This is a genomic window from Escherichia coli (genome assembly GCF_036503815.1).
Taxonomy (GTDB): Bacteria; Pseudomonadota; Gammaproteobacteria; order Enterobacterales; family Enterobacteriaceae; genus Escherichia; species Escherichia coli_F.
Genome location: NZ_AP027764.1, coordinates 3,218,065 through 3,245,044 on the forward strand (window position 1 = coordinate 3,218,065; position 26,980 = coordinate 3,245,044).

Here is a 26,980-nt window from a genome sequence, read left to right on the forward strand (position 1 = left end):
GTCTTCAGCCACGTCTTGCACGCTGGATATCGCGTATCCGCTGTTTTTCTGCGCGCGCCATCAGATACCAGGCGATAAATCCGACAATTCCGACTGCGCCGAGGATCAATGTTGCCAGGGCGTTGATTTCCGGATTCACCCCCATCCGCACGCTGGAGAAGACCAGCATCGGTAACGTGGTGGCTCCCGGCCCGGAAACAAAGCTGGCGATAACCAGATCATCAAGCGACAAAGTAAAAGCCAGTAACCAGCCAGAAATGATCGCGGGCATGATCATCGGTAGCGTAATGACGAAAAACACTTTCAGCGGCGTCGCACCGAGATCCATCGCTGCTTCTTCAATGGAACGGTCCAGCTCCCGCAGACGCGACGAAATAACGACTGCCACATAAGCCGTACAGAAAGTGACATGCGCCAGCCAGATGGTGAGCATGCCTCGCTCCGCAGGCCAGCCGATGGCATGTGCAAGTGCGACGAATAACAACAACAGCGACAAGCCCGTGATCACATCCGGCATTACCAATGGCGCAGTGATCATAAAGGCAAAGCCATTTGATCCGCGAAACCGACCAAAGCGTACCAGTACCACTGCCGCAATCGTCCCGAGGATCGCCGCCGCCGTTGCCGCACAGGCAGCTATTGTCAGGCTTAAACCAACCGCACTCATCATCGCGTCATCGCGCAATAATTCGCCATACCAGCGCGTTGACCAGCCGGCCCACACCGTCACCAGCTTCGAGCTGTTGAATGAATAGATCACCAGCATCAGCATTGGCGCGTAGAGAAAGGTGAAGCCCAGCAGCAAAATCACAATCCGCCAGGGCGAACGAACCACCGGTAAATTATTCATCCGTGTTCTCCCACGCTTTTTTGCTGATGCTTGTGGAACCACATTATCGGCACAATTAGCAGCAGCAACATGATGATCGCTACCGCCGAGGCCACCGGCCAGTCGCGGTTATTGAAAAACTCCTGCCACAGCACGCGCCCGATCATGATGCTGTCCGGGCCACCGAGCAGTTCAGGGATCACAAACTCGCCCACAGCCGGGATAAACACCAGCATCGATCCGGCAATAATCCCGCCTTTGGTCAGCGGCACGATCACAGTAAAGAACGTTTTCAGCGGTCGTGCACCGAGATCCAGTGCCGCTTCCACCAGCGAATAATCAATACGAATCAACGCGGTATAAATCGGCAGCACCATAAACGGCACGTAGGCGTAAACAATGCCGATATAAACGGCCAGGTTGGTATGCAGAATGGTCAGCGGCTGGTCGATAACCCCCAGCCATAGCAGAAAGTTATTCAGCACGCCGTTATTTTTTAATATTCCCATCCAGGCATAAACGCGGATCAGAAACGAGGTCCACGACGGCAGGATCACCAGCAGCAATAAGATATTGCGGGTCGAAGGCTTACTGTGCGCCACCGCCCACGCCAGCGGATAGCCGATCAGTAAACAGCAAATAGTCGAAATCGCCGCCACCTGTAACGACTGGAGATATGCATCGAAATAGAGCGGATCGTCAGTCAGTTGCAGGAAATTACCAAGATTGAGGGTGATGGAAAGTTGCCCGTCAGCCCACTCCATCAGTTCGGTATAAGGTGGAATAGCGCGCGCCATCTCCGCCAGACTTATTTTAAAGACGATCAGAAATGGCAGAAGAAACAGTAAGATCAACCAGATATACGGCAACGCAATGACCAGTTTTCTCCCATGCTTCATTTGCAGCTGCGACAACCACAGCTTAAATCCGCCCGGCGGTTTCGACTGGGCAGCAGGTTCAAGTGTACTCATCTTTGCTCCTTAAACCGTCAGCACCACACAACTGTCCACTTCCCAGCACAAGCGCACTTCATCGCCCCAGGTGGGTAATCCTTTACGATAGCGATGGGCGTTTTGTAGCTGGGCGCTGATCATCTGCCCGCTTTTCAGGCGAACGTGATAGACCGAAAGATCACCGAGATAGGCAATGTGCATCACCTCCCCCACCGCGAAGTTACAACCATTGGCGGGCGGTTCTTCACAAAGCATGATTTTTTCCGGACGCAGCGCCACGTGTACCGGCACGTTATCGACCACCGAAGCGTCCGCATCGACTTTCAGTGGATGCACCAGTCCCGGCGAATAAAGCACCAGGCCATCTTCCTGACGCTCTTTAAGTACACCTTCAAAGACGTTAACTGAACCGATAAATTCAGCACTGTAGCGCGTGGTCGGATGCTCGTAGATCTCTTCCGGCTCGCCAATCTGGACAAATTTCCCACGATTCATAATGGCGATACGCCCCGCCATCGTCATCGCCTCTTCCTGATCGTGGGTGACCATCACACAAGTCACACCAACGCGCTCCAGAATATCCACCACTTCAAGCTGCATCCGGTCACGCAGTTTTTTATCCAGCGCGCCCATCGGCTCGTCGAGCAGTAATAGTTTCGGACGTTTGGCGAGGCTTCGGGCCAGCGCCACACGCTGTCGCTGACCGCCGGAAAGCTGGTGCGGTTTGCGTTTGGCGAACTCCTGCATATGTACCAGGCCGAGCATCTCGTTGACCCGGCTGGCAATTTCTGCTTTCGGCAGTTTGTCCTGTTTCAGGCCAAAGGCGATGTTCTGCTCCACGGTCATATGCGGAAACAGCGCGTAAGATTGAAACATCATATTGATAGGGCGCAGGTAAGGCGGCACCTGTGACAAATCGACGCCATCAAGCATAATCTGCCCGACAGAAGGTTGTTCGAAACCTGCCAGCATACGCAGCAGCGTGGACTTGCCACAGCCGGATGCGCCCAGCAGCGCGAAGATTTCGCCTTTATAGATGGTCAGGCTGACATCATCGACCGCATGCTGACCATCGTAAGATTTAGTCAGATTACGGATTTCTAATAGCGGCGTCAGCGCCTTACGGGTTTTCGCCTGGGGGCGAGGGATAGCGTCATTCACGGCTGCTCTCCGGCATTGAATGTGTGCAAGCGCACCATGATGGTGCGAATTGCCGGCGGGTGTGGTGCGCCCGTCCGGCATCTACGGCTGCGGATTATTTTCCGCTCTTCACTTTGGTCCAGGCGCGGGTGCGCACACGGTCGATTTTCGGATCCTGTACTTTCAGAGTGAACAGTTTGGCGCGGACATCCGCAGGCGGGTAAATACCCGGATTATCACGCACTTCTGCACTCACCAGCGGCGTGGCTTCTTTATTAGCATTAGCATAGAACACATGGTCAGAGATATGTGCTACCACATCCGGGCGCAGCAGATAATTCAGGAACTGATAGGCTTCGTCTTTATTTTTGGCATCCGCAGGCATGGCGAAGACATCAAAGAATGCCATCGCCCCTTCTTTCGGAATCGAGAACGAGACATTCACGCCATTCTTCGCTTCTTTCGCGCGGTTTGACGCCTGCCAGACATCGCCCGCCCAGCCGATAGCGACGCAAATATCGCCGTTTGCCAGGTCGTTAATGTATTGAGATGAATGGAAATAACGAATGTTCGGGCGCAGCTTTAACAGCAGATCGGTTGCCGGCCCGGTGTAATCATCCGCTTTAGTGCTGTTGGGATCTTTACCGAGATAATTCAGCACGGTAGCAAAAACTTCTTCTGGCGCGTCGAGGAAAGAGACGCCGCAGCTTTTCAGTTTTTCCAGATTTTCAGGTTTGAGGATCAAGTCCCAGCTATCGACGGGCGCGTTTTCACCCAGTACCGCTTTGACTTTATCGACGTTATAGCCAATCCCGGTCGTCGCCCACATATAGGGCATAGCAAATTTATTGTCGGGATCGTGTTTGGCGACCAGCTTCAGCAGCTCCGGATCGAGATTCTTCCACTCCGGCAATTTGCTTTTATCCAGCGGCTGGAAAACTCCCGCTGTCAGCTGGCGCTCAAGAAAGCTTGCTGACGGCACCACCAGATCAAAGCCAGTGCTACCCGCCATTAATTTGCCTTCCAGTACTTCGTTAGAGTCGAAAACATCGTAGACGACTTTAATACCAGTTTCTTTTTCAAAATTGGCCACCGTGTCCGGGGCGATATAATCAGACCAGTTATAAATGTGGAGTGTTTTTTGTTCAGCCGCGAGCGTGCCGACAGAGACGGCCATCAGAGCACCCGCAACCAGACCCGATAGCCATTTTTTATTTAAGGCGGTCATATCTCTTTCCTTCTGAAAGTTCGTTAACAAACGAACAAAAGTTGTCACACTGAAAAATATGCAATATTCGTGCATATTTTTTATCGGCTCGGTGTAAGAAAAGAGAACTCTCTCCCGGCCAGCACTGCTCGCTATATAAAAGCATCGCAAGAATAACTTTAGCCAGGGTTTGAGACTATAGCTCGGATTAAAAAACGGTATTTAACAAATTTTTATGCGTATTTGCTCTATGTGATAAAGCCAAATCGGCACAAGAGAAGTGAAATAATCTTTAAGAAAAGGTTAAAAACAGCAGATAATTTTGCAGCACGCAGTCACTGCGGCAGCGACTGCGTGCTCGAAAGGAGTTATCAGTGGAGGAAATAGTTTTCGGTAACGTTGTTTTGCCCTTCATCGTCAGTCGGTAACAGCAGTTGATGGGCATTAGCTTCAAGAATGACCATCGAAATCTGCTCTTCGCTCTGACGCACGAACCATGCAAACTGCTCATAGGTTACGCCCTGCATAACGGATAAAGACTGGCAAACCACCAGCTTTGGCAGATTATCATCCTGCATATCAAGAAATGCTTTCACGGTCAGCGAACTGGCATTGATGGCTGATAAATCCGCCGCCAGCGGTAACACGGCTGAAGGTCGAACTTCCGCCATGGCAGAAAACAGGATCGTGTTATCGATCAGATCGATTTTGGCATCAAAGACACCGTCGAAATTCTGCATATGGGGCAGATGCAGAGCCAGACAGTTATCACATTCAAAAAAACTCATCCCCAGGTCATCGAGCCATTGACGCAACGTATCCAGACCAGGAACGACCAGCGATGTCATAATTTTGTACAACCTCTTTCGATAAAAAGACCGGCACAGCTTACGCAAAAAGCGCAGGCAAAACCATGATCAGTAATGTGATTGCGACTAACCACCCGTTTTCAGGCAATATTCGGTCGTAGCGTGGCGTTCGATCCAGCGGATCATTTTACCCGCGATGTCAATACCGGTGGTTTTTTCTATTCCTTCCAGCCCCGGCGACGCATTCACCTCCATCACCAATGGCCCGCGATTAGCACGCAGAATATCCACACCAGCAACGTCCAGCGCCATCGTTCGCGCGGCTTTTATCGCGATTTCACGCTCCTGTGGTGTGATACTGGCAACGCTTGCCGCGCCACCTCGATGCAAATTGGAACGAAAATCGCCCTCTTTCGCCCGCCGTTCAATCGCAGCGACCACTTCATCGCCAACAACCAGGCAGCGGATATCGCACCCTTGCGCCTCTTTGATATATTCCTGCACCAGAATATGCGCGTTCAGACCGCGAAAGGCGTCAATCACGCTTTCCGCCGCCTGACGCGTCTCCGCCAGCACGACACCAATTCCCTGCGTACCTTCAACCAGCTTAACCACCAGCGGCGCACCACCGACCATGTCGATTAAATCGCTGGTATCATCCGGCGAATGCGCAATGCCCGTGACAGGCAGGTCGATGCCCTGACGCGCCAGCAGTTGCATCGAACGCAATTTGTCACGCGCCCGGGCAATGGCGACCGACTCATTGAGCGGATAGCTCCCCAGCATCTCGAACTGGCGCAGTGCCGCCGTCCCATAAAAGGTAATGGCGGTGCCAATACGCGGGATCACAGCGTCAAAATGGGGTAACTTGCGGCCTTTGTAGTGAATAGAAGACGCCGCAGGATTTATGTTCATGTAGCAAGAAAGCGGATCAAGAATTTCAACCAGGTGACCACGCTGTATAGCGGCTTCACGCAGCCGCTTACACGAATAGAGCGTTCCATCCCGGGACAATATGGCAATTTTCACCCTGCACCTCTCTGTCAGACCTGGTCAAAAGCCCGCGTATCATACATCGATGTGGCGGTTTTAGCGCGTCGCCCAACCCTGTTTGTGCAAATAATCCAGAATAAATGGGCGGCTTTCTTTAATGATTGTTCGGCGGATATGATCGCTCCAGGTATCCCTGCGATTATTGCTGCCACGGGTGAGGTAATATTCCGCCAGTTGTTCGTCATACTGCGCCAGTGCGTCTTTATCCAGCGGTTGATAGCTGTTTTCATGCACCAAAATGGAAGCCGGTAAACGCGGCTTAAGATCTGGATTATCCGCAGGCCAGCCAAGGCACAGCCCAAACAGCGGCAGAACATGCTGCGGTAATTTCAGCAGTTCCGTCACCGCTTCAATATTATTGCGCAGGCCGCCGATATATACCCCGCCCAATCCCAGCGATTCCGCTGCGGTTAACGCATTCTGCGCCATCATTGCCGTATCAACGACACCGAGCAACAGTTGTTCCGCCAGGCCAAGTTGTGCATCCGGACAGATCTGTAAATGGCGGTTAAAGTCGGCACAGAACACCCAAAACTCCGCCGCTTTCGCTACGTGTTTTTGCCCGCCGGTCAGCGTCACCAGTTCATCACGTAACGCTTTGTCGGTAATGCGAATAATGCTACTGCACTGCAAAAAACTGGAACTGGACGTCGCACGGGCGCTGTTAATAATCGCCTCACGCTGCGCTTCGGAAATGGGTTCATCAGTGAAATGGCGAATGGAGCGATGGCCACAAATAAGTTCAATGGTTGGCGTCATTATCTTTTTCTCTTTCTGAACGTGAATATTGCGGTGGACGGTTCATCAACTGTGGTGCTATACGTTTTGCCACCTGAAGAGTAACCACCACCGCAGCGGGAAGCATGAGCAAAACACCGAGAAAAATCATCAGAATCTGCCCCTCTGGCCAAGAAAATGGCTCAGGCAGCGACAGGACGTCGCTTACCGACAGCAGCGCCACCGCCAGCAACATCATTCCGATAAATTCCAGTATCAACACGCTTTTAGGCAATTTACCGATCGCGCGCATACGCTTCCCTCTGCAAAGTGAGCCTTCAGTCTAAAACTTTTCACTGTACTGTGTTTAACAGTTATAGCTTTTAGCAATTAATGCAACAGGTTAAACCTACTTTCAGCGAATACATTTTAGCGTGATCATTACAGGCATAAGTCTATGAGGAGAGAAACAATGCAAACCGTTATTTTTGGTCGTCCGGGTTGCCCTTACTGTGTGCGCGCAAATGATCTGGCTGAGAAGTTGAGCAATGAACGCGATGATTTTCAGTATCAGTATATAGATATTCGTGCGGAAGGGATCACTAAAGAAGATCTACAACAAAAGGCAGGTAAACCCGTAGAAACCGTGCCGCAGATTTTTGTCGATCAGCAACATATCGGCGGCTATACCGATTTTGCTGCATGGGTGAAAGAGAATCTGGACGCCTGATCGTCTGATAAGCCCTCGTGTTGAGGGCTTCATTGATTTTTTCTGTGCTGTGATTTAAACAAACTGCTGATAAATAAGAAACACAATGCCCCCAACGCACACCAGAACACCGCACTTAATAACCATGCCAGCTCTTGCCAGAATGAGCGCGTTGGTGAAAAAAACAGCCGCATTATGAGCATCGAACAGGGTGCCGCCAGCATTGCGCCAAACAGAGGTTTCAGGACTTCTCTACGCTGTGAAAAGAAGCTGGCAACCGCTCCAGGAAGAATGAAAAACAGCAAACCAATTTCAGGATGCCCGGCAGCCCGAAAAGCGCCTTTCATGTGCGTCGCCAGAAAAAGGCACACCACAATGAAGAGGACAAAACAGCAGATTGCCCCCGCCCAACGTTGTTTATGTTTCACTCGTTCCTCCTGACACTGCGTCTATCGAACACATTTTTCGCCAGTGTGGCGTTCAGTAAGATAAAGCCGCTTCGCATTCCATGCTAATATAGGCCAACGCAATTCATATAGCCGTTGATACCTAATGTGATTACACTAGTAAAATATATTGTTACTTTACTATCGTTTAGGTGCGCTGAATGAATCTGCGCCCTGAATTCTGGTAAAAAACATTATCGTAAATTACCATTTCTTTCAACAGCTTACTAGTAAACAAGAAGTTAGCCTCCGTGAATATAAACGTCGCCGAATTGTTAAATGGGAATTACATTCTGTTATTATTTGTGGTCCTCGCGCTTGGGCTATGTCTCGGAAAATTACGGCTTGGTTCGATCCAACTGGGTAATTCCATTGGCGTTTTAGTCGTATCGCTGTTATTAGGCCAACAACATTTCAGCATTAACACTGACGCGCTTAATCTTGGCTTTATGCTGTTTATTTTCTGCGTCGGGGTCGAAGCCGGACCGAACTTTTTTTCCATTTTTTTTCGCGATGGGAAAAATTACTTAATGTTAGCACTGGTGATGGTTGGCAGTGCGCTGGTGATCGCCTTAGGGTTAGGTAAGCTGTTTGGCTGGGATATTGGCCTGACGGCCGGTATGTTAGCAGGCTCTATGACGTCAACACCGGTTTTGGTCGGTGCTGGCGATACACTGCGTCATTCCGGCATGGAAAGCAGGCAGCTCTCACTGGCACTGGATAATCTGAGCCTCGGGTATGCCTTAACCTATTTAATCGGTCTGGTGAGTTTGATTGTTGGTGCGCGTTACTTGCCGAAATTGCAGCATCAGGACTTACAGACCAGCGCCCAGCAAATCGCCCGCGAACGTGGCCTGGACACAGATGCCAACCGTAAGGTTTATTTGCCGGTGATCCGCGCCTACCGCGTCGGCCCGGAGCTGGTAGCCTGGACCGACGGCAAAAATCTGCGTGAACTGGGTATTTATCGACAAACTGGCTGTTACATTGAACGTATTCGGCGTAACGGGATTCTGGCAAATCCAGACGGTGATGCCGTACTACAAATGGGCGATGAAATAGCGTTGGTAGGCTATCCCGACGCCCACGCCCGACTCGATCCCAGTTTCCGTAATGGCAAAGAAGTTTTTGATCGCGACCTCCTCGACATGCGTATCGTCACTGAAGAAGTGGTCGTTAAAAACCATAACGCTGTTGGCAAACGTCTCGCACAACTGAAGTTGACCGATCACGGCTGCTTCCTCAACCGCGTCATTCGTAGTCAGATTGAGATGCCGATTGATGACAACGTCGTGCTTAACAAAGGTGACGTTTTACAAGTCAGCGGCGATGCCCGTCGCGTAAAAACCATCGCCGATCGCATCGGCTTTATCTCGATTCACAGCCAGGTCACTGACTTGCTGGCATTCTGCGCCTTCTTTGTTATTGGGCTGATGATCGGGATGATCACCTTCCAGTTCAGCACATTCAGTTTCGGCATGGGGAACGCTGCCGGGTTGTTATTCGCCGGGATTATGCTGGGCTTTATGCGCGCTAACCACCCGACCTTCGGTTACATTCCGCAGGGTGCATTAAGCATGGTGAAGGAGTTCGGCTTGATGGTGTTTATGGCAGGCGTTGGTCTGAGCGCTGGTAGCGGTATTAATAACGGCCTGGGCGCGATTGGCGGTCAGATGTTGATTGCCGGATTGATTGTCAGTCTGGTGCCAGTGGTTATCTGCTTCTTGTTCGGTGCTTATGTATTGCGAATGAACCGCGCACTGTTGTTCGGCGCAATGATGGGCGCACGCACCTGCGCGCCGGCAATGGAGATCATCAGTGATACAGCTCGCAGTAATATCCCGGCGCTGGGCTATGCGGGCACTTACGCAATCGCCAACGTCCTGCTGACGCTGGCAGGGACAATCATCGTCATGGTATGGCCAGGATTAGGATAAAACTGAAGTTGCCCTGAAAATGAAATTTTTTTGCACAACCGCAGAACTTTTCCGCAGGGCATCAGTCTTAATTAGTGCCACTGCTTTTCTTTGATGTCCCCATTTTGTGGAGCCCATCAACCCCGCCATTTTGGTTCAAGGTTGGTGGGTTTTTTGTTATCTAAAATTTATCTACTACCCTGCAACCCTCTCAACCATCCTCAAAATCTCCTCGCGCGATAGCGGCTTACGGTCGGTGACAAAATGCAGCGTCATCCCCTCAATAAACGCATCAAGCGCGCGGGCGGTTCCGGGTTCAAACCATTGTTCGAGCGTTTGCTGACTGCGCTGCATCCAGTTTTGCATTACCGTTTTTAATAGCGGTTTTCGGCTAGCCAGCGCGTAGAGCTGGTACATCAGCTCCATGTTATCCGGCGTTGCAACCTGTGAGCTGTAGATCATATCGGTGATAGCCTGGCATGCGCCCGGAGCATCACTAACATCGCTAAAAAATGCCTGATATTGCCGGGACATGATCTCAGTAAAACTGCTGAACGCCTCCAGCAACAACTCATCAATTCCTGAAAAATAGTAGGTCATCGACCCCAACGGTACCCCGGCAAGGGTAGCAATTTTGCGGTGCGTAACGGCATGTATTCCGTAAAGTTTCACCGCCTCCAGCGTGGCCAGGATAATTTTTTTTCGCCGTTGCGGATCGTTAGCGCGACGCATGTCATTTCCTCTCTCTGCAATTGTGTACAAATGTACACAACCTTGCTAATGTTGTCTTCCCTCTTCTTATTTTGACGTGATCTATGACCGTAAATTCTTCACGTAATGCATTGAAACGCCGAACCTGGGCGCTGTTTATGTTCTTCTTTTTGCCGGGCCTGTTAATGGCGTCCTGGGCAACTCGTACACCTGCTATCCGCGATATTCTTTCTGTTTCGATCGCTGAAATGGGCGGAGTCCTCTTTGGTCTGTCGATCGGTTCAATGAGCGGTATTCTCTGCTCGGCGTGGTTAGTGAAACGCTTTGGGACGCGTAATGTCATCCTGGTCACGATGTCCTGCGCATTGATCGGGATGATGATATTAAGTCTGGCACTCTGGCTGACATCGCCCCTGCTCTTTGCCGTTGGTCTCGGCGTCTTTGGTGCAAGTTTTGGTTCTGCGGAAGTGGCGATAAACGTTGAAGGTGCTGCCGTTGAGCGAGAAATGAATAAGACGGTTTTGCCGATGATGCACGGTTTTTATAGCCTGGGCACGCTGGCAGGCGCTGGTGTCGGGATGGCACTGACGGCCTTTGGCGTTCCGGCAACGGTGCACATTTTATTGGCGGCGCTGGTAGGCATCGCGCCTATTTATATCGCCATTCAGGCAATCCCTGACGGTACGGGCAAAAATGCTGCCGATGGCACCCAGCATGGTGAAAAAGGCGTACCTTTTTATCGGGATATCCAGTTGCTGCTGATTGGTGTTGTGGTACTGGCGATGGCCTTTGCCGAAGGTTCTGCCAACGACTGGTTACCCTTATTAATGGTTGACGGTCACGGTTTTAGCCCTACTTCCGGCTCGCTGATTTATGCCGGTTTTACCCTGGGGATGACTGTTGGACGCTTCACCGGCGGTTGGTTCATCGACCGTTACAGTCGCGTTGCCGTGGTACGGGCCAGTGCACTAATGGGAGCGTTGGGTATTGGGCTGATTATTTTTGTCGATAGCGCCTGGGTCGCTGGGGTCTCTGTTGTACTTTGGGGACTGGGTGCCTCGCTGGGCTTCCCGCTGACTATTTCTGCCGCCAGCGATACCGGACCCGATGCACCAACCCGCGTCAGCGTAGTGGCAACGACCGGTTATCTGGCTTTCCTCGTCGGGCCTCCGCTACTGGGCTATCTCGGCGAACATTATGGATTACGTAGTGCAATGCTGGTTGTACTGGCGCTGGTTATTCTCGCGGCTATTGTCGCGAAAGCCGTCGCCAAACCCGATACCCAAACGCAGACGGCGATGGAGAATAGTTGATGAGCATTAAATTAATTGCGGTTGACATGGATGGTACTTTCTTAAGCGATCAAAAAACCTATAACCGTGAGCGGTTTATGGCTCAGTATCAGCAGATGAAAGCACAAGGCATTCGCTTTGTGGTCGCCAGCGGGAATCAATATTATCAGTTGATCTCTTTCTTCCCTGAAATTGCTAATGAAATTGCCTTTGTGGCAGAAAACGGCGGTTGGGTTGTAAGCGAAGGCAAAGATGTTTTTAATGGCGAGCTGTCGAAGGATGCGTTTGCTACTGTGGTGGAACATTTACTGACGCGCCCGGAAGTGGAAATTATTGCCTGCGGAAAAAATAGCGCCTATACCCTCAAAAAATATGACGATGCCATGAAAACGGTGGCGGAAATGTATTATCACCGTCTGGAATACGTCGATAACTTTGATAATTTAGAAGATATCTTCTTTAAGTTTGGCCTGAATCTTTCCGATGAACTGATTCCACAAGTGCAAAAAGCATTACATGAGACCATCGGCGATATTATGGTGCCGGTCCACACCGGCAACGGCAGCATCGATCTGATTATCCCCGGCGTACATAAAGCGAATGGCCTGCGCCAACTTCAGAAATTATGGGGAATAGACGACAGCGAAGTGGTGGTCTTCGGCGATGGTGGTAACGATATTGAGATGCTGCGTCAGACAGGCTTTAGTTTTGCGATGGAAAATGCCGGCAGCGCGGTCGTTGCAGCGGCAAAATACCGGGCAGGCTCCAATAATCATGAAGGTGTACTGGATGTGATCGATAAAGTTCTTAAACACGAAGCGCCTTTTGATCAATAAAAACGGTAGCACGCCCGGCAACACAAAGCCTGAATGAAGGCTGCATAATTCGCAGAAATTAACCCGCTGCATTATTTCAGGCGAAATGATTATGAAAAATTGTCTACTGTTGGGCGCGCTTTTAATGGGCTTTACTGGTGTGGCGATGGCGCAAAGTGTCACCGTCGATGTGCCGAGTGGATACAAAGTGGTTGTGGTCCCTGATTCAGTCAGCGTTCCACAAGCAGTCAGCGTCGCGACTGTGCCGCAAACCGTCTATGTGGCTCCTGCGCCAGCTCCGGCTTACCGCCCGCATCCGTATGTTCGCCATCTTGCCAGCGTAGGTGAAGGGATGGTTATCGAACACCAGATTGATGACCATCACCATTAATTTGAAAATGCCTGATTGCTTTGCGCAACCAGGCATTTTTTTACCCTTCGTGCGAATTACCCATCTGTTTATCTTTTAAAAAGATAACCATCAGCAGCAGCCACAAAATCCCGTTGGCAAGGTTGAAGAGATTAAACAGGCCGTTGCCCCCATTCAGCCAGGCATGTTTGCTGATTTCAATACCGACGGTAAAAATAAGCATTTGCAACATTCCCATCGCCGCAGAAACCGTACCTTTACTCATATCGCTGGCAAACAGGGTCAATCGCACCAATCCCGCATTCGCCAGGCCAATACCGAAAGCATAAATACTTAACCCGGCGGTCATCCACAAATACGCGTGCGATGAGATAACCGTTGCCGCAGCAGCGACCAACAGGCCAATCATAATCGGCCAGCCGCCCAGAATAATCAATGAACGTACGGTGCGGCGCGAGGTCAGACGCGCTAGCAGCAAGTTACCCGCAATTAATGCCCCAAAAATAGGCACTTGCAGCAAGCCATATTCATAGCTACTCAACTGCTCGCCGGTAATGATGATAATCGGCGACTGGGCGATCCACGCCAGCAACGGCAGACTAACGAATCCCAGCGCCAGTGCCCCTGCCACAAAGCGACCGTTCTTCAGCACCAGCTTATAGTCACGACCGAGTTCTTTCAGCGACAGTTTCTCGCCTATACGCGTGGCGGTTTCAGGCATGGCGCGTTGCAGGCCAAAAAAGGAGATCGCTGCCAATGCGGCAAACAAGACAAACATCCCCTCCCAGGGCAGCACATGGATCCACGCCGCGCCCACCAGCGGACCGAGTAGCGGAGCAATCAGCGCCACGTTCGCCATCAGCGCGGTGATCTTGATACAAACCGCCTCTTCGAAGGACTCCTGAATTGCGGCGTAACCCACAGCGCCAATGAAACAGAGGCTTATGCCCTGCAAGAAGCGCAACAGCGTGAATTGTTCAATGTTTTGCGCCAGTAATATCGCCAGACAAGTGATGATAAACCACACTACTCCCGCCAGCATCACCGGACGGCGACCAATACGATCCGACAGTGGTCCCAGCAGCCACTGTAAAAACATCCCGCCCGCCAGATACGCGGTCATCGAAGTAGGAACCCAATCAATGCCCGCCTGATATTGTTCCACCACGGCCAACATACCGGGTTGAATCATATCGTTGCCGATATAGGTTGAAAATTCGTAAAGCACCAGACAGAGAGGGAAAAGTAACGCCTGACGTCCAAGCCTGGCACCGGAAGCTAATCTATTTTGCATGCAATTTCTTCGCCAATAATAATCGCGCAAAGTTTAATAAAAGCGCAGCTAACGAGAAAGCGAATTTTGTAGCTGAAACTTCGGTTAAGCACATTCTTACATTATTGCGAGTATAGCTACGCTTTCTTTAAGTTTTATTTAACCTATGCTCGTTACAATCAGCCACCGTAAACAGGGCCGCTTGAGGGAAATAAGACGATGCCGCTTTACCCAGTTTAACCTGCACTTTATTCTCAACGACTTGCCTGTATTGGCTCCCTTTTAATCACTTTGCGTCGGGAAGTTATGCTGGAAAATTTGAATCTCTCTCTATTCTCTCTTATTAACGCGACGCCAGACTCGGCTCCGTGGATGATCTCGTTGGCGATTTTTATTGCTAAAGATTTGATTACCGTGGTGCCGCTGCTGGCCTCAGTACTTTGGTTGTGGGGGCTTACAGCACAACGGCAACTGGTGATAAAAATCGCAATCGCGCTAGTCGTCAGCCTGTTAGTGTCCTGGACGATGGGGCATCTTTTCCCACACGACCGCCCCTTTGTCGAGAATATCGGCTATAACTTCCTGCATCATGCGGCGGATGACTCATTCCCGAGCGATCATGGTACGGTAATTTTCACCTTTGCACTGGCATTTTTATGCTGGCATCGCCTGTGGTCCGGTTCCCTTTTAATGGTACTGGCTGTTGTCATTGCCTGGTCGCGCGTTTATCTTGGCGTGCACTGGCCGCTGGATATGCTCGGTGGATTGCTGGCAGGTATGATTGGCTGCCTTAGCGCTCAGATTATCTGGCAAGCGATAGGGCATAAACTCTATCAACGTCTGCAATCATGGTATCGCTTCTGTTTTGCATTACCGATCCGCAAAGGCTGGGTGCGTGACTGATCTCTGCTAAAAAGTGTAGTATTGAGCGGCTCGCTTCAATAACTATTCAGAGGGATTATGGAAACACGTCGCGAAGAGCGTATCGGGCAACTGCTGCAAGAATTAAAACGCAGCGATAAGTTACATCTTAAAGACGCCGCCGCCCTGCTTGGGGTTTCGGAGATGACGATTCGTCGCGATCTGAACAACCACAGCGCCCCCGTCGTTTTGCTTGGCGGCTATATTGTTCTGGAACCGCGCAGCGCCAGCCATTATCTGTTAAGCGATCAAAAATCCCGTCTGGTAGAGGAAAAACGCCGGGCGGCAAAACTGGCTGCGACGCTGGTAGAACCCGATCAGACCCTCTTTTTTGACTGTGGCACCACCACACCGTGGATTATTGAAGCGATTGATAATGAAATCCCTTTTACCGCCATTTGTTATTCGCTAAATACCTTTCTGGCACTGAAAGAGAAACCTCATTGCCGCGCGTTTCTTTGCGGTGGTGAATTTCACGCCAGCAACGCCATTTTCAAACCCATCGATTTTCAGCAAACGCTGAATAATTTTTGCCCGGATATCGCTTTTTATTCCGCGGCGGGGGTGCATGTCAGTAAGGGCGCTACCTGTTTTAATCTTGAAGAGTTGCCGGTAAAACACTGGGCCATGTCGATGGCGCAAAAGCATGTGCTGGTTGTCGACCACAGTAAATTTGGCAAGGTGCGTCCGGCACGCATGGGTGACCTGAAACGCTTTGATATTGTAGTGAGCGATTGTTGCCCGGAAGATGAGTATGTGAAGTACGCGCAGACGCAGCGTATTAAGTTGATGTATTAACAACGAATAACCGGATGACGTTTCGCGCCATCCGGTTATCAGAAGATTAAGAGAACCAGCTGCCGAACCACTGATGGAATTTCATCATCACGAAATCCCACATCCGACCAAAGAATCCGCCCTCTTCCACATTTTCCATCACGATCAGCGGACGCTGCTCAATGGATTTACCGTTAAGCTGGAAATCAATGGTGCCGACAACCTGACCTTTTTTCAGCGGTGCGGTGAGCTGTGGTTCCGTTAACGTGTAGCTCGCCTTCAGGTTTTTCAACTGCCCTCGCGGTATGGTCACTGATCCCGCTTCGCCTGCCCCGAGATTCACTTCGCTCTTATCACCAAACCAGACGCGCAGAGTCACAAAGGTGGCATCAGGTTTAATTGGCGTCACGGTTTCAAAGAAGCGGAAACCCCAGGTCAATAATTTCTCAGACTCATTAAAACGGATACGGTCAGTTTTCGCCCCCAGCACTACGGAGATTAAACGCATATCGCCCTGGGTAGCAGAAGCAACCAGATTATATCCCGCGCCTGCCGTGGTTCCTGTCTTCATGCCATCAACATTCAGATTGCTGCTCCACAGCAGACGGTTACGGTTAGGCTGACGAATTTTGTTGAAGGTGAACTCTTTCTCTTTATGAATGGCGTACTCTTCTGGCACATCGTGAATCAGTGCTTTACCCAGCAATGCCATATCGCGTGCGGTACTGAACTGCCCCGGCGCATCCAGACCGTGCACCGTCTGGAAGGTCGTGTTGGTCAGCCCCAGTTTTTTGGCATAACCATTCATCAAACCAATAAATGACTCCTGGCTCCCGGCAACGTAATCAGCCAGCGCAATACAGGCGTCATTACCGGACTGGATAATCACGCCTTTGTTCAAGTCTGCCACCGAAACCTGATCGCCTGGTTTGAGGAACATTACCGACGAACCGCGCAGTGCCGGGTTTCCCGTCGCCCAGGCATCTTTACCGACCGTCACCATATCGGTGAGTTTAATCTTATCGGCCTTAAGCGCCTGCCCAACCACATAGCTGGTCATGATTTTAGTCAGGCTCGCGGGGTCCAGTTTCTCATCCGCATTGCCTTCTGCCAGCACTTTACCGCTGGCGTAATCCATTAAAATCCATGCACGCGCATCCACGCTCGGCGCTTCAACGGTTTGTTCCGCCGCGAATGCCGTTGGGGCAAAAAGGAATAAAAATGCAGAACCCGCTGCAAGACCACGAAGGAGAGAGGAGTATTGCGTCATAAATGCCACCCGAGTATCCATTCAAAAAAAATACGTTATATCGCCGTATGATAAGTTCGGTGATTAATAACGCACACACAAACTTAAAGAAACCGTAAGTTGGTAAAGTTTTTAAAGTTTATGCAATATCCTGCCGCTTCGCTGCTTCTGCCGTCATTTTTTTGCCAGCTGTTGCTTAAAAGTTAACTTTACTTCACCATCAAAGTCCTGTTCAGCCTGTGGCTGCCTGTCGGAAAAGGGGTAAGTATGATTACGCTGTGGGGTCGGAATAATTCAACCAACGTAAAAAAAGTATTGCTGACGCTCGAAGAACTGGAACTACCTTATGAGCAAATTCTCGCGGGCCGTGAGTTTGGGGTAAACCACGATGCTGATTTTCTGGCGATGAACCCTAACGGGCTGGTGCCGTTGTTGCGTGACGACGAAAGTGATCTCATCCTTTGGGAATCAAACGCCATTGTCCGCTATCTGGCGGCACAGTATGGGCAAAACCGCCTGTGGATCGACTCACCGGCACGCCGTGCAGAAGCGGAAAAATGGATGGACTGGGCAAACCAGACGCTCAGCAATGCCCATCGCGGGATCCTGATGGGATTAGTCAGAACACCACCGGAAGAGCGCGATCAGGCCGCCATTGATGCCAGTTGTAAAGAGTGCGACGCCCTGTTTGCCCTGCTCGATGCGGAACTGGCAAAAGTAAAATGGTTCTCCGGCGACGAGTTTGGTGTGGGCGATATCGCTATCGCACCGTTCGTCTACAATTTGTTTAACGTTGGCCTGACCTGGACACCGCGTCCAAATCTGCAACGCTGGTATCAGCAACTCACTGAACGCCCCGCAGTGCGCAAAGTGGTGATGATCCCCGTGAGCTAATTGCGTGGACTAACTTTGAGTAATTCCCCACTGGACTCGTCGGTGAGAACGTATAAATAACCGTCGGGTCCAGTACGAACATCACGAATTCGCTGCCCTCTGTCCGTTAAAATACGGCCATCTTCTGTCACTTTGTCGCCGTTGACGCTCATCACAATGACATCTTTATCTTTCAGCGCGCCAATAAATAATTTTTGCTGCCACTGGGGGAATTTATCGCTGTTATAGAAGGCCATGCCGCTCACGGCGGGCGAATCTTTCCAGTAAAAAATAGGTTGCTCGGTCCCGGCGACGATCTCCCCTTTCGCTTCCGGTATTTTAAAGCCTGAATAATTGATTCCCCAGGTTGCCAGCGGCCAGCCGTAGTTTTTGCCTTTTTGCGGGATATTAATTTCATCACCACCGCGGGGGCCATGTTCATTTAGCCACAGTGCATTACTCCACGGATTCATCGCCATTCCTTGCGGGTTACGAATACCATAAGACCAGATCTCGGCGCGTGCATCGGATCTCCTGGCAAAAGGATTATCATCCGGGATCTCGCCCTGGTCAGTAAGACGCACCAGTTTGCCCTGTAATTTATCCAGATCCTGCGCCGTCGGGCGCTGATTGTTTTCGCCCAGAGCAATAAAAAGATAACCTTTACCGTCGAATACCAGCCGCCCACCAAAATGGTTGCCGGTAGACAGTTTTGGCATCTGGCGAAAAATGGTGCGGAAGTCGGTCACTTTTGAGAGATCATCACTTAAACGACCATACCCCACGGCAGTTCCGGCTTTGCCATCATCGCCAACTTCGGAATAGCTTAACCAGATGCGGCGCGACTGGGCAAAATCAGGTGCTAAAGCCACATCCATTAAGCCGCCCTGCCCGTGCGCCCAAACGTCCGGCACTCCGGAAAGCGGCGCAGATAATCCTTTTCCTGCTTGCCAGCGACGCAACTCACCACCGCGCAGGGTGATTAACATGCCGTGATTATCGGGTAAAAAGGCCAGCGCCCAGGGGTGAGCGAGTTTGTCTTGCAGTACTTCGACATTTACCGTTGTAGGAGCTGCCCAGAGAGCAGAAGAAAGACAGATAAGGGGCACAAGGAAAAAGGATTGTCTCTGCATAACGCCTCCGGATTGACTCTGGCTTAAAGCGTAGTCAGTGGAGGAGATAACAAATTCATTTTTACAAAAACTTAAACATGAAGGGGGAGACGCTTTCTCCCCCTTAGTTTTCAGGCCTTCTCAAGCATGGCGTGTTTCTGCAGGCTCTGGATACTCAGCGTTAAGCTCATCAGACAATTTTCAAGCTTATCGGCGTTGACGGTAATAACAGTCGGGCAATCATGGTGCCCACTCATCAAACATACTGCGGCTGTCGCTAATGCTTCTTCAGCATGATGAAGAGCACTCCACTCTTCCTGATCCAGATGAAGATTCAACCGCAGCGATTTATCGTGCAGTTCGCGATTCAGTTTAAAAAAGTTATCTCGTAGATGATTGCTTTCGCTGACGGACATGTATCCTTTTGCCTTCCTCAGTTGCACGTATGCAGCGAGGTCAACGCGTGCGTCGATCAACCGGTTCAGCAGATCGATTCGCTGTCTGTCAACGAACATACTTCGATCCTCCTCTTTCCAGCCTTGTTGCAATTAAATAGTATGGCTATTTTTTGAGCAAAATGCTGTCCAGGATCAATTCTTCACGCCGAATTAACAAAATTTACATTTCCTTCGCCCCCGCCAGCGAATGAGATTGCGATACAAATTTTATCCAGAACTCTGTAGAATCCCTGCCCTGACCTTTCCTGTAACTGAATATTTTTTAAGCTATGAGCAAAGTAACTCCCCAGCCGAAAATCGGCTTTGTTTCCCTTGGCTGTCCGAAAAACCTTGTCGATTCAGAGCGTATTCTCACCGAACTACGCACCGAAGGTTATGACGTGGTACCGAGCTATGACGATGCGGACATGGTGATCGTCAATACCTGCGGCTTTATTGACAGCGCGGTACAAGAATCACTGGAAGCCATTGGCGAAGCGTTGAATGAAAACGGCAAGGTAATTGTGACCGGTTGTCTGGGGGCGAAAGAAGATCAGATCCGCGAAGTCCACCCGAAAGTGCTGGAAATCACCGGGCCTCATAGCTATGAGCAGGTTCTTGAGCACGTTCATCACTACGTACCAAAACCGAAACACAACCCATTCCTGAGCCTGGTGCCAGAACAAGGTGTGAAACTGACGCCGCGTCATTATGCCTATCTGAAAATTTCTGAAGGCTGTAACCACCGCTGCACCTTCTGCATTATTCCGTCTATGCGCGGCGATCTGGTGAGCCGTCCGATTGGCGAAGTGTTAAGTGAAGCGAAACGACTGGTTGATGTGGGCGTTAAAGAGATTCTGGTGATCTCGCAGGATACTTCCGCCTATGGCGTTGATGTTAAACATCGTACTGGCTTCCACAACGGCGAGCCGGTAAAAACCAGCATGGTCAGCCTGTGTGAACAGTTATCGAAACTGGGGATCTGGACACGTCTGCACTACGTTTACCCTTATCCACACGTGGACGACGTCATCCCACTGATGGCGGAAGGCAAAATCCTGCCGTATCTGGATATCCCGTTGCAACACGCCAGCCCGCGCATTCTCAAACTGATGAAGCGTCCGGGTTCTGTAGATCGCCAACTGGCGCGCATCAAACAGTGGCGCGAAATCTGCCCGGAACTGACCCTGCGCTCAACCTTTATTGTCGGCTTCCCTGGCGAGACGGAAGAAGATTTCCAGATGCTACTCGATTTCCTGAAAGAAGCACGTCTGGATCGCGTTGGCTGCTTTAAATACAGCCCGGTTGAAGGCGCAGACGCCAATGCCCTGCCTGACCAGGTTCCGGAAGAAGTGAAAGAAGAACGCTGGAACCGTTTCATGCAGCTGCAGCAGCAGATTTCCGCCGAGCGCCTGCAAGAGAAAGTGGGCCGTGAAATTCTGGTGATTATCGACGAAGTGGACGAAGAAGGCGCGATTGGTCGCAGCATGGCAGATGCACCGGAAATCGACGGCGCGGTTTATCTCAATGGTGAAACCAACGTTAAGCCGGGTGATATCCTGCGTGTGAAAGTCGAGCACGCCGATGAGTACGATTTGTGGGGTAGCCGGGTTTAATTAATTCAGGCCGGACAAAATCATTTGTCCGGCCTGCGAATAAAGATTACTGCCAGCTAATCTGCGCCCTGCCGTTTTTCTTACTCTTATACAGCCGCTCATCCGCCAGCATTTTCAAGCGTTCGACGGTAGTACATTCATTTGAATGCGCTACGCCGATACTGGTGCTCAAGTTAATACTCCCCACCTGGAAATGGACGATTTCTTTTAGAATCGATAGCAACTCCTCCAGCGTTCCGCCAGTATAAATCACCGCAAATTCGTCACCGCCGAAGCGGTAGACTTTACCTTTATCTACCGGAATTTGTGATTTAAGGATTTTCACCACTTTCATCAACACTTCATCGCCCAGCAAATGACCGAAGGTGTCGTTAATGTTTTTGAATTTATCGACATCAAAAAGACACAGATAGCCGCCTTTTTCCGGCAGGGCTTTTAAATCTTCATCAAAGGATTTTCTGCCCATTGCTTTGGTCAGGTCGTCCAGAAACGCCGAGTTATACATACTGTAGAGTTTTTTGACATCGGCAGCCGAGAAGAAAAGCCCACCGTCCAGGACGCGTTCAAAATGGTTATTAATAATGGCTTCTTTCTCCACAATGCCACGATTAATCACTCTGCGCACCAGATAAAGGCAGCTAGCACCCGATATCACTGCCACCAATGCAGCAAAGAAAATAATCAACATACATACCTGAAAATAAACGTCTTTTTTATACGAAAATACGTACAATCCGGTCGGCAAATAGGCGAAGTGCTCCATTGCTTCCGAAACGGTGAAGATGGCGTTTTTAGCATTATATTCATCACCGGTCACCGGTTTACCGTTCTTAAACAGAGAGAACATCAGGTTCTCGCTATCCATCGCCAGCGATTTTGACAGTAAAGAAAAACGCTCCAGACCAAGCAAAAATATCAGACTGCGATTGTGAGTTACCGGATAGAGGTAATAGACGAAGGTTTTACCGTCAAAAGAGATAAACCCTGTATTTTTGACATGTCGATACTTAACAACCTGCATAATATCTGCACAATAATTTTTCTCGAACTCCTTTACCTGAATACATTCGTCACTGGAAATCAGATAAGGACCGACATCGTACAAATAAGAGGGTGAAACCGAGTCGGCGTAAGCTGTGCGCAAGCCAACCAACAGCTGTTCCTCCGTGGGATTTAGCGTGTTGATGAGATCAATTGCCATGCTACGCCGATATTCAGCAATATTTGCCACCGCAAAAGCAGTATCAATAACGGACTGTTTCAGGCCATACACCCGTTCCTTTACCATTTGAGTGTAGATCCCGCAGGCAACTGCTGAAATCATGATAAAAATCAGCAGGCTGACTGTAAGTACGAACTTATTGATTCTGGACATACGTAAACTACTCTTTTACTAATTTTCCACTTTTATCCCAGGCGGAGAACGGCATGGGTTTCTGGTACAGATACCCCTGAGCCTGAACACATCCTAATTTGATTAATTCGCGCGCAACGTCTTCGCTCTCTACGCCTTCCGCAATCACCGGGATCCGGTTATAGCGTGCCAGATCGAAAATAATGCGCACAATTTTCCCCGCAGTACCGAAAATATCGCCGGTAAATTGCGAGTCCACTTTTATACTGTCTGGATTAATTTCATAAAAACGTTTCAGGTTTGACAAACCGGTGCCAAAGTCATCAATCGATATCCGTACCCCTTGTTTACGCAGTTGTTCAATATTGAGATAAAAATGTTCATTAATTCGCTCGATCACGGTTTCAGTGATCTCAACACAGAGGCTGTTCGCCTTCAGGCCATTTTCTTTCATGATGGTGGTAAAACGCTCATGAAAGTGTGGTTCGTTTAACTGCCAGGGCGAAACATTAATATGCAGTAAGAAACCGTCCTTCAGCGACGCACGCTGACTAAAATGTCTGAATTCACCCATTGCCGTTTTAATAATCTGATAACCCAGCTCATTGATAAACCCGATATCTTCAGCAATGGTAATGAACTTCAGCGGTGAAATGATCCCCCGCTCCGCAGACACCCAACGGCACAACGCCTCCGCGCCCAGAATGGCGTGGGTGTTAATATCAACAATCGGTTGATAGACCAGGAATAGTTCGCCAATTTCCATTGCATGGCGAATATTACGCGCAATCCAGATATTCTCTTCTATTTCGTTGAGTTTCGCGTCATCACAGAAAATAAACTCTGAGAACATATGGTCACGGATGCTGGAAATCGCCAGTTTCAGTTTTTCTGCGTAACTCCAGGCGTTTTCTCCCTGCAAAGGTTCACAAATAGCAGACTTATGGATGCGCAGATTGCGGTAGCCAAAGCTGCTGTCAAAATCGTTTATCATCGCTATTTTACGGGTAAATGTCTGTACATTTTCCCGGCACAGAAGTAAATAGAGATCGGCATTGAATGTCACGATATCGCAGCATTGCGCATATTTCTCGGCAATTCGCTGACACAATTTCCTGACGATTTTATTGCGTTCATCAACACCAAACACCGCTTCCACGGCTTCCAGACCACACAGTTTGATGATCCCCACAGCCAGGTACTGATTATTGTTGGACTCAATAATCGCCATATTTTTAATAAAACCGCTTTCCTGATCGTAAGAGATCAGTGAGAGCAATTTATTTGACCGTTCAATTTCGGCATCTTTCATTTCCGCGATCGAATTTTTGATGCTGATAATCTCTTTCGCATCGCCTTCGCGAATTTTCAGAGCCTCGATTTGATCCGTTGAGTCGGGCAAAAATGCCAGCGTATTAACCAGCTCGGTCATTTCAGAAAATTGCCTACGGAACACACGAGTGGTCATTAAATAAACCACCAGCAATACGATAATAATGAAAGCAAACGGCAGATAAAAAAGTTTATCTGATGCGTTCAATAAATTACCGCCAGGATAATAAAAATAGATTTCGAATAATGCGTTGTTTGGCACCGCTGATGTTTTTTCGATATATTCAGTATCGACAGAATCAATAATATTATAATTGCCTTCGCTATTATAAATAATCAGTTTTTCACGAGCGAGTTGATTCTTGGCAATGATCTCATGGCCTTGTTTCAAAAATAGAACTTCATCATTAGCGCTGATTTGATCAAGATACTCGTTCAGATATCGCCAGTTTAAATCGACATGAATTTTATCCACCACTAACAAATCGTGATCTTTGCCGTTGATGCGTAGCGTAAAAGAGATACATTTTTTACCCGGACGATCAAAGCAATTGTATGCCGGATTCCAGCTGTTGTTAGAGTCATCTGAAGCCACCGACCACGGTCGTTTCGATGGGTTAAAATCGGCAAAAATAACCCGCCCTGACTCGTCGACAAGCGGTCCATTTACTTGTTCCTGATGATAAACAGCGATTTTATCATTTGCCCTCCGCGAAAAGAGATAATATTTATTATCATCAAGTACCAGTCCCACCGAGTCTAAAAATGGCATCATTTCCATTTTAAGGATCACAGCGCGTTGAATCTCCTCTGTATTTTTTAATAAATACAGTGAGTCCTTTAATGTCAGGGCCGAACGTTCAATATCTTTAAAGAAATAGCCAACGTTTTTCTGAATAAGTTCAAAGCGGCTATCGGCACGTTTTACCGCGCGTTCCGATACCAGTTGATAGTTAATGATGAAAAAAAGGCCAATAAATGACAGTGCTGCCAATAAAAATAAAATTATCAGCCTTATCTTTATCTTTTCGTATAAACTCAGCATGTTAATACATTTAACAAAATAACTGTCTGAACGCTGTGCCGCTGCAAAAACAGTCCCTTGCTGCGGCTTTTTAACCAAATTACCCGATTCTACAAAATCAGCAGAAAGTTACAACACTTGCTTAGGGCAATAATTTCCTGTGAGGTGATTACCCTTTCAAGCAATATTCAAACGTAACTATCCTTTAATTTTCGGATCCAGCGCATCGCGTAAACCATCACCCAACAAATTGAACGCCAGTACGGTCAGAAAAATAGCCAGGGCCGGAAAAACAGCGACATGCGGCGCGATAACCATATCCGCTCGTGCCTCATTGAGCATTGCTCCCCACTCTGGTGTCGGCGGCTGCGCACCGAGGCCGAGAAATGACAGGCTGGCGGCAGAGATAATCGAGGTGCCGATGCGCATGGTGAAAAACACCACGATAGAAGAGACGGTCCCAGGCAGAATATGACGCAATAAAATGGTCATATCGCTGGCACCAATACTGCGTGCTGACTCAATAAAGGTTTGCTGTTTCAACACCAGCGTATTGCCGCGCACCAGTCGGGCAAACGCGGGGATGGAAAAAATGGCAACGGCGATAATCACGTTAGCGATGCCGCTTCCCAACACCGCAACAACAGCGATGGCCAGCAAAATACCCGGGAAGGCAAACAGCACATCGCAAATGCGCATGATCAGCCGATCCCACCAGCCTTCATAATATCCCGCCAGCAAGCCCAGCAACGTCCCGATCGCCGCACCGATAAACACGGCAAACACGCCCGCCGCCAGCGAGATTTGCGCACCAACCAGGACACGGCTGAAAATGTCGCGTCCCAGTGAATCGACGCCAAACCAGTGCTGCAAAGAAGGTCCGTTATTCAGATTGTCATAATCGAAAAAATTTTCGGCGTCATAGGGGGCGATCCAGCGTGCAAAAATGGCCACCACAATCAATAAAATGACGAATAATGCGGCGGCCATCGCCATATGCTGATGGCGAAATCGTCGCCAGAATTCATGCCACGGTGTGCGTACCTGGTCAGGTTTAACCAATGGCATGGCGTTTAACACCGCCTGACGTCGCCAGTTAAATATTCGCATCCTTACTTGTACCTGATAGCCGGGTTAATGGCGGCATAAAGCACATCCACCACTAAGTTGATAAGAATAAATTCCAGCGAGAAAAGCAGAATTTCCGCCTGAATCACCGGGTAATCGCGCATTTCTACGGAGTCGACGAGTAAGCGTCCAAGTCCGGGCCAGTTGAAGACTTTCTCCACCACAATGGAACCACCGAGTAAAAAGCCAAACTGTAAGCCCATCATGGTCACTACCGGGATCATCGCATTGCGTAACCCGTGTTTGAGGATGACCCAGGTTTCGCTCACCCCTTTCGCCCTCGCGGTACGCATATAATCTTCGCTTAAAACGTCGACAAACGATGCGCGGGTAAAGCGCGCCATCACGGCTGCCACTGCCGCGCCGAGCGTCAGGGAGGGTAAAATGTAGTGCTGCCAACTGTCTGCACCTACGGTGGGTAACCAGCCAAGTTCAACTGAGAAAACCTGAATCAACAGTATTCCTAACGCAAATGCCGGGAATGAAATCCCTGATACCGCGATAGTCATACTTAATCGATCCGGCCAACGGTTACGCCAGACAGCGGCGATAATACCAGCCCCCATGCCGAACAGCACCGCCCAGGTCATACTGGTAATAGTCAACCATAGAGTAGGCATGAAGCGGCTGGCAATCTCATTGGCAACGGGACGACGCGACACCATCGACAGGCCAAAATCGCCCTGTACGGCATTGGTGATATAGTGCCAGAACTGGTGATACAGTGGCTGATCCAACCCCAGTTGCTGACGCACCAGCTCGATGACCTGCGCATCGGCTTCTGGTCCGGCAATCAATCGCGCTGGATCGCCGGGGAGCATATGAACAAACAAAAATACCAGCACCGAGACGATAAACAGCGTCGGAATCAACCCCAGTAAGCGTTTGATAACGTAATTAAGCATTCCACTCCCTGC

At 49.6% G+C, this 26,980-nt stretch carries 27 protein-coding genes; 9 read left to right on the forward strand and 18 right to left on the reverse strand.

From position 1 onward, the window contains the following. Positions 1-4: 4 nt before the first annotated feature. The 8 genes from potI to ybjC all read right to left on the reverse strand — a co-directional run bounded on the left by potI (position 5) and on the right by ybjC (position 7,021). The gene (gene potI, locus AABJ99_RS15440) at positions 5-850 is read right to left on the reverse strand and encodes a putrescine ABC transporter permease PotI (RefSeq protein ID WP_001061668.1); all 846 of its coding nucleotides are present in this window, start codon (positions 848-850) and stop codon (positions 5-7) included. Next, entirely contained in the window at positions 847-1,800 is a 954-nt protein-coding gene (gene potH, locus AABJ99_RS15445; RefSeq protein WP_000105436.1) for a putrescine ABC transporter permease PotH, read from the reverse strand. Before potH ends, potI begins: the two co-directional genes overlap by 4 nt. A 9-nt stretch (positions 1,801-1,809) precedes the next feature. Further along, complete coding sequence (gene potG, locus AABJ99_RS15450; RefSeq protein ID WP_039020446.1) at positions 1,810-2,943, reverse strand: putrescine ABC transporter ATP-binding subunit PotG; 1,134 nt, start codon at positions 2,941-2,943, stop codon at positions 1,810-1,812. 94 nt (positions 2,944-3,037) lie between these two features. Then, positions 3,038-4,150, reverse strand: a complete 1,113-nt coding sequence (gene potF, locus AABJ99_RS15455; RefSeq protein ID WP_000126075.1) for a spermidine/putrescine ABC transporter substrate-binding protein PotF — start codon at positions 4,148-4,150, stop codon at positions 3,038-3,040. A 350-nt stretch (positions 4,151-4,500) separates the two neighbouring features. Next, the gene (ybjN, locus tag AABJ99_RS15460; protein WP_338387368.1) at positions 4,501-4,977 is read right to left on the reverse strand and encodes a YbjN domain-containing protein; all 477 of its coding nucleotides are present in this window, start codon (positions 4,975-4,977) and stop codon (positions 4,501-4,503) included. An 87-nt stretch (positions 4,978-5,064) separates the two neighbouring features. Continuing rightward, the gene (rimK, locus tag AABJ99_RS15465) at positions 5,065-5,967 is read right to left on the reverse strand and encodes a 30S ribosomal protein S6--L-glutamate ligase (protein ID WP_000684321.1); all 903 of its coding nucleotides are present in this window, start codon (positions 5,965-5,967) and stop codon (positions 5,065-5,067) included. A gap of 60 nt (positions 5,968-6,027) precedes the next feature. Beyond that, complete coding sequence (gene nfsA, locus AABJ99_RS15470; RefSeq protein ID WP_000189133.1) at positions 6,028-6,750, reverse strand: nitroreductase NfsA; 723 nt, start codon at positions 6,748-6,750, stop codon at positions 6,028-6,030. Further along, on the reverse strand, positions 6,734-7,021 hold the full coding sequence (ybjC, locus tag AABJ99_RS15475) for a YbjC family protein (protein WP_039020445.1): 288 nt from the start codon (positions 7,019-7,021) through the stop codon (positions 6,734-6,736). The genes nfsA and ybjC overlap by 17 nt, the downstream gene beginning before the upstream one ends. Before the next feature lie 159 nt (positions 7,022-7,180). Between ybjC and grxA the strand changes: the two genes are divergently transcribed. Beyond that, positions 7,181-7,438, forward strand: coding sequence for a glutaredoxin 1 (gene grxA, locus AABJ99_RS15480; protein WP_039020444.1), 258 nt, complete (start codon positions 7,181-7,183; stop codon positions 7,436-7,438). A gap of 29 nt (positions 7,439-7,467) precedes the next feature. On the opposite strand, the gene ybjM is transcribed toward grxA, so the two are convergent. After that, positions 7,468-7,845 (reverse strand): inner membrane protein YbjM, encoded by a 378-nt coding sequence (gene ybjM / locus AABJ99_RS15485; RefSeq protein ID WP_000681110.1) that lies wholly within the window; start codon positions 7,843-7,845, stop codon positions 7,468-7,470. A 269-nt stretch (positions 7,846-8,114) separates the two neighbouring features. Here ybjM and ybjL point away from each other — a divergent pair, with 269 nt between their 5' ends. Further along, a complete protein-coding gene (gene ybjL / locus AABJ99_RS15490; protein ID WP_001024876.1) occupies positions 8,115-9,800 on the forward strand; it encodes an aspartate:alanine antiporter in 1,686 nt (561 codons plus the stop codon). A gap of 174 nt (positions 9,801-9,974) precedes the next feature. Here ybjL and rcdA read toward each other — a convergent pair whose 3' ends face one another. Continuing rightward, a complete protein-coding gene (rcdA, locus tag AABJ99_RS15495; protein WP_039020443.1) occupies positions 9,975-10,511 on the reverse strand; it encodes a DNA-binding transcriptional regulator RcdA in 537 nt (178 codons plus the stop codon). A gap of 83 nt (positions 10,512-10,594) precedes the next feature. On the opposite strand from rcdA, the gene ybjJ reads away from it, so the two are divergent. The 3 genes from ybjJ (at position 10,595) to ybjH (ending at position 12,988) form a co-directional block, all read left to right on the forward strand. Next, positions 10,595-11,803: an MFS transporter gene (ybjJ, locus tag AABJ99_RS15500; RefSeq protein WP_032183824.1), complete on the forward strand. Its 1,209-nt coding sequence runs from the start codon at positions 10,595-10,597 to the stop codon at positions 11,801-11,803. Then, a complete protein-coding gene (gene ybjI, locus AABJ99_RS15505) occupies positions 11,803-12,618 on the forward strand; it encodes a 5-amino-6-(5-phospho-D-ribitylamino)uracil phosphatase (protein ID WP_338387369.1) in 816 nt (271 codons plus the stop codon). Before ybjJ ends, ybjI begins: the two co-directional genes overlap by 1 nt. Positions 12,619-12,703: 85 nt before the next feature. Further along, positions 12,704-12,988 (forward strand): protein YbjH, encoded by a 285-nt coding sequence (ybjH, locus tag AABJ99_RS15510; RefSeq protein WP_000605480.1) that lies wholly within the window; start codon positions 12,704-12,706, stop codon positions 12,986-12,988. A gap of 40 nt (positions 12,989-13,028) precedes the next feature. On the opposite strand, the gene mdfA is transcribed toward ybjH, so the two are convergent. After that, positions 13,029-14,261 carry a multidrug efflux MFS transporter MdfA gene (gene mdfA / locus AABJ99_RS15515; RefSeq protein ID WP_039020442.1) on the reverse strand — a complete coding sequence of 411 codons (1,233 nt, stop codon included), beginning with the start codon at positions 14,259-14,261 and terminating at the stop codon, positions 13,029-13,031. A gap of 285 nt (positions 14,262-14,546) precedes the next feature. Between mdfA and ybjG the strand changes: the two genes are divergently transcribed. Together ybjG and deoR are read left to right on the forward strand one after the other, a co-directional pair. Then, on the forward strand, positions 14,547-15,143 hold the full coding sequence (gene ybjG, locus AABJ99_RS15520) for an undecaprenyl-diphosphate phosphatase (RefSeq protein ID WP_039020441.1): 597 nt from the start codon (positions 14,547-14,549) through the stop codon (positions 15,141-15,143). Positions 15,144-15,200: 57 nt separating this feature from the next. Then, the gene (gene deoR / locus AABJ99_RS15525; protein WP_000450117.1) at positions 15,201-15,959 is read left to right on the forward strand and encodes a DNA-binding transcriptional repressor DeoR; all 759 of its coding nucleotides are present in this window, start codon (positions 15,201-15,203) and stop codon (positions 15,957-15,959) included. A gap of 46 nt (positions 15,960-16,005) precedes the next feature. On the opposite strand, the gene dacC is transcribed toward deoR, so the two are convergent. Then, complete coding sequence (dacC, locus tag AABJ99_RS15530; protein ID WP_039020502.1) at positions 16,006-17,208, reverse strand: serine-type D-Ala-D-Ala carboxypeptidase; 1,203 nt, start codon at positions 17,206-17,208, stop codon at positions 16,006-16,008. Between the two features lie 246 nt (positions 17,209-17,454). Here dacC and gstB point away from each other — a divergent pair, with 246 nt between their 5' ends. After that, a complete protein-coding gene (gstB, locus tag AABJ99_RS15535; RefSeq protein WP_039020439.1) occupies positions 17,455-18,081 on the forward strand; it encodes a glutathione S-transferase GstB in 627 nt (208 codons plus the stop codon). Here gstB and yliI read toward each other — a convergent pair. Together yliI and bssR are read right to left on the reverse strand one after the other, a co-directional pair. After that, positions 18,078-19,193 (reverse strand): aldose sugar dehydrogenase YliI, encoded by a 1,116-nt coding sequence (yliI, locus tag AABJ99_RS15540; protein ID WP_039020438.1) that lies wholly within the window; start codon positions 19,191-19,193, stop codon positions 18,078-18,080. The two genes, gstB and yliI, sit on opposite strands and share 4 nt — an antisense overlap. Before the next feature lie 110 nt (positions 19,194-19,303). Further along, positions 19,304-19,687 carry a biofilm formation regulator BssR gene (bssR, locus tag AABJ99_RS15545; protein ID WP_000497137.1) on the reverse strand — a complete coding sequence of 128 codons (384 nt, stop codon included), beginning with the start codon at positions 19,685-19,687 and terminating at the stop codon, positions 19,304-19,306. Between the two features lie 212 nt (positions 19,688-19,899). Between bssR and rimO the strand changes: the two genes are divergently transcribed. Then, positions 19,900-21,225, forward strand: coding sequence for a 30S ribosomal protein S12 methylthiotransferase RimO (gene rimO / locus AABJ99_RS15550; RefSeq protein WP_039020437.1), 1,326 nt, complete (start codon positions 19,900-19,902; stop codon positions 21,223-21,225). 46 nt (positions 21,226-21,271) lie between these two features. Here rimO and dgcI read toward each other — a convergent pair whose 3' ends face one another. The 4 genes from dgcI to gsiC form a co-directional block, all read right to left on the reverse strand. Continuing rightward, the gene (gene dgcI, locus AABJ99_RS15555) at positions 21,272-22,600 is read right to left on the reverse strand and encodes a diguanylate cyclase (protein WP_338387370.1); all 1,329 of its coding nucleotides are present in this window, start codon (positions 22,598-22,600) and stop codon (positions 21,272-21,274) included. 7 nt (positions 22,601-22,607) lie between these two features. After that, positions 22,608-24,956, reverse strand: a complete 2,349-nt coding sequence (pdeI, locus tag AABJ99_RS15560) for a sensor domain-containing phosphodiesterase (protein WP_039020501.1) — start codon at positions 24,954-24,956, stop codon at positions 22,608-22,610. Between the two features lie 177 nt (positions 24,957-25,133). Further along, positions 25,134-26,045, reverse strand: a complete 912-nt coding sequence (gene gsiD, locus AABJ99_RS15565; RefSeq protein ID WP_001218007.1) for a glutathione ABC transporter permease GsiD — start codon at positions 26,043-26,045, stop codon at positions 25,134-25,136. Positions 26,046-26,047: 2 nt separating this feature from the next. Further along, on the reverse strand, positions 26,048-26,968 hold the full coding sequence (gene gsiC, locus AABJ99_RS15570; RefSeq protein WP_000936054.1) for a glutathione ABC transporter permease GsiC: 921 nt from the start codon (positions 26,966-26,968) through the stop codon (positions 26,048-26,050). Between the last annotated feature and the right edge of the window lie 12 nt (positions 26,969-26,980).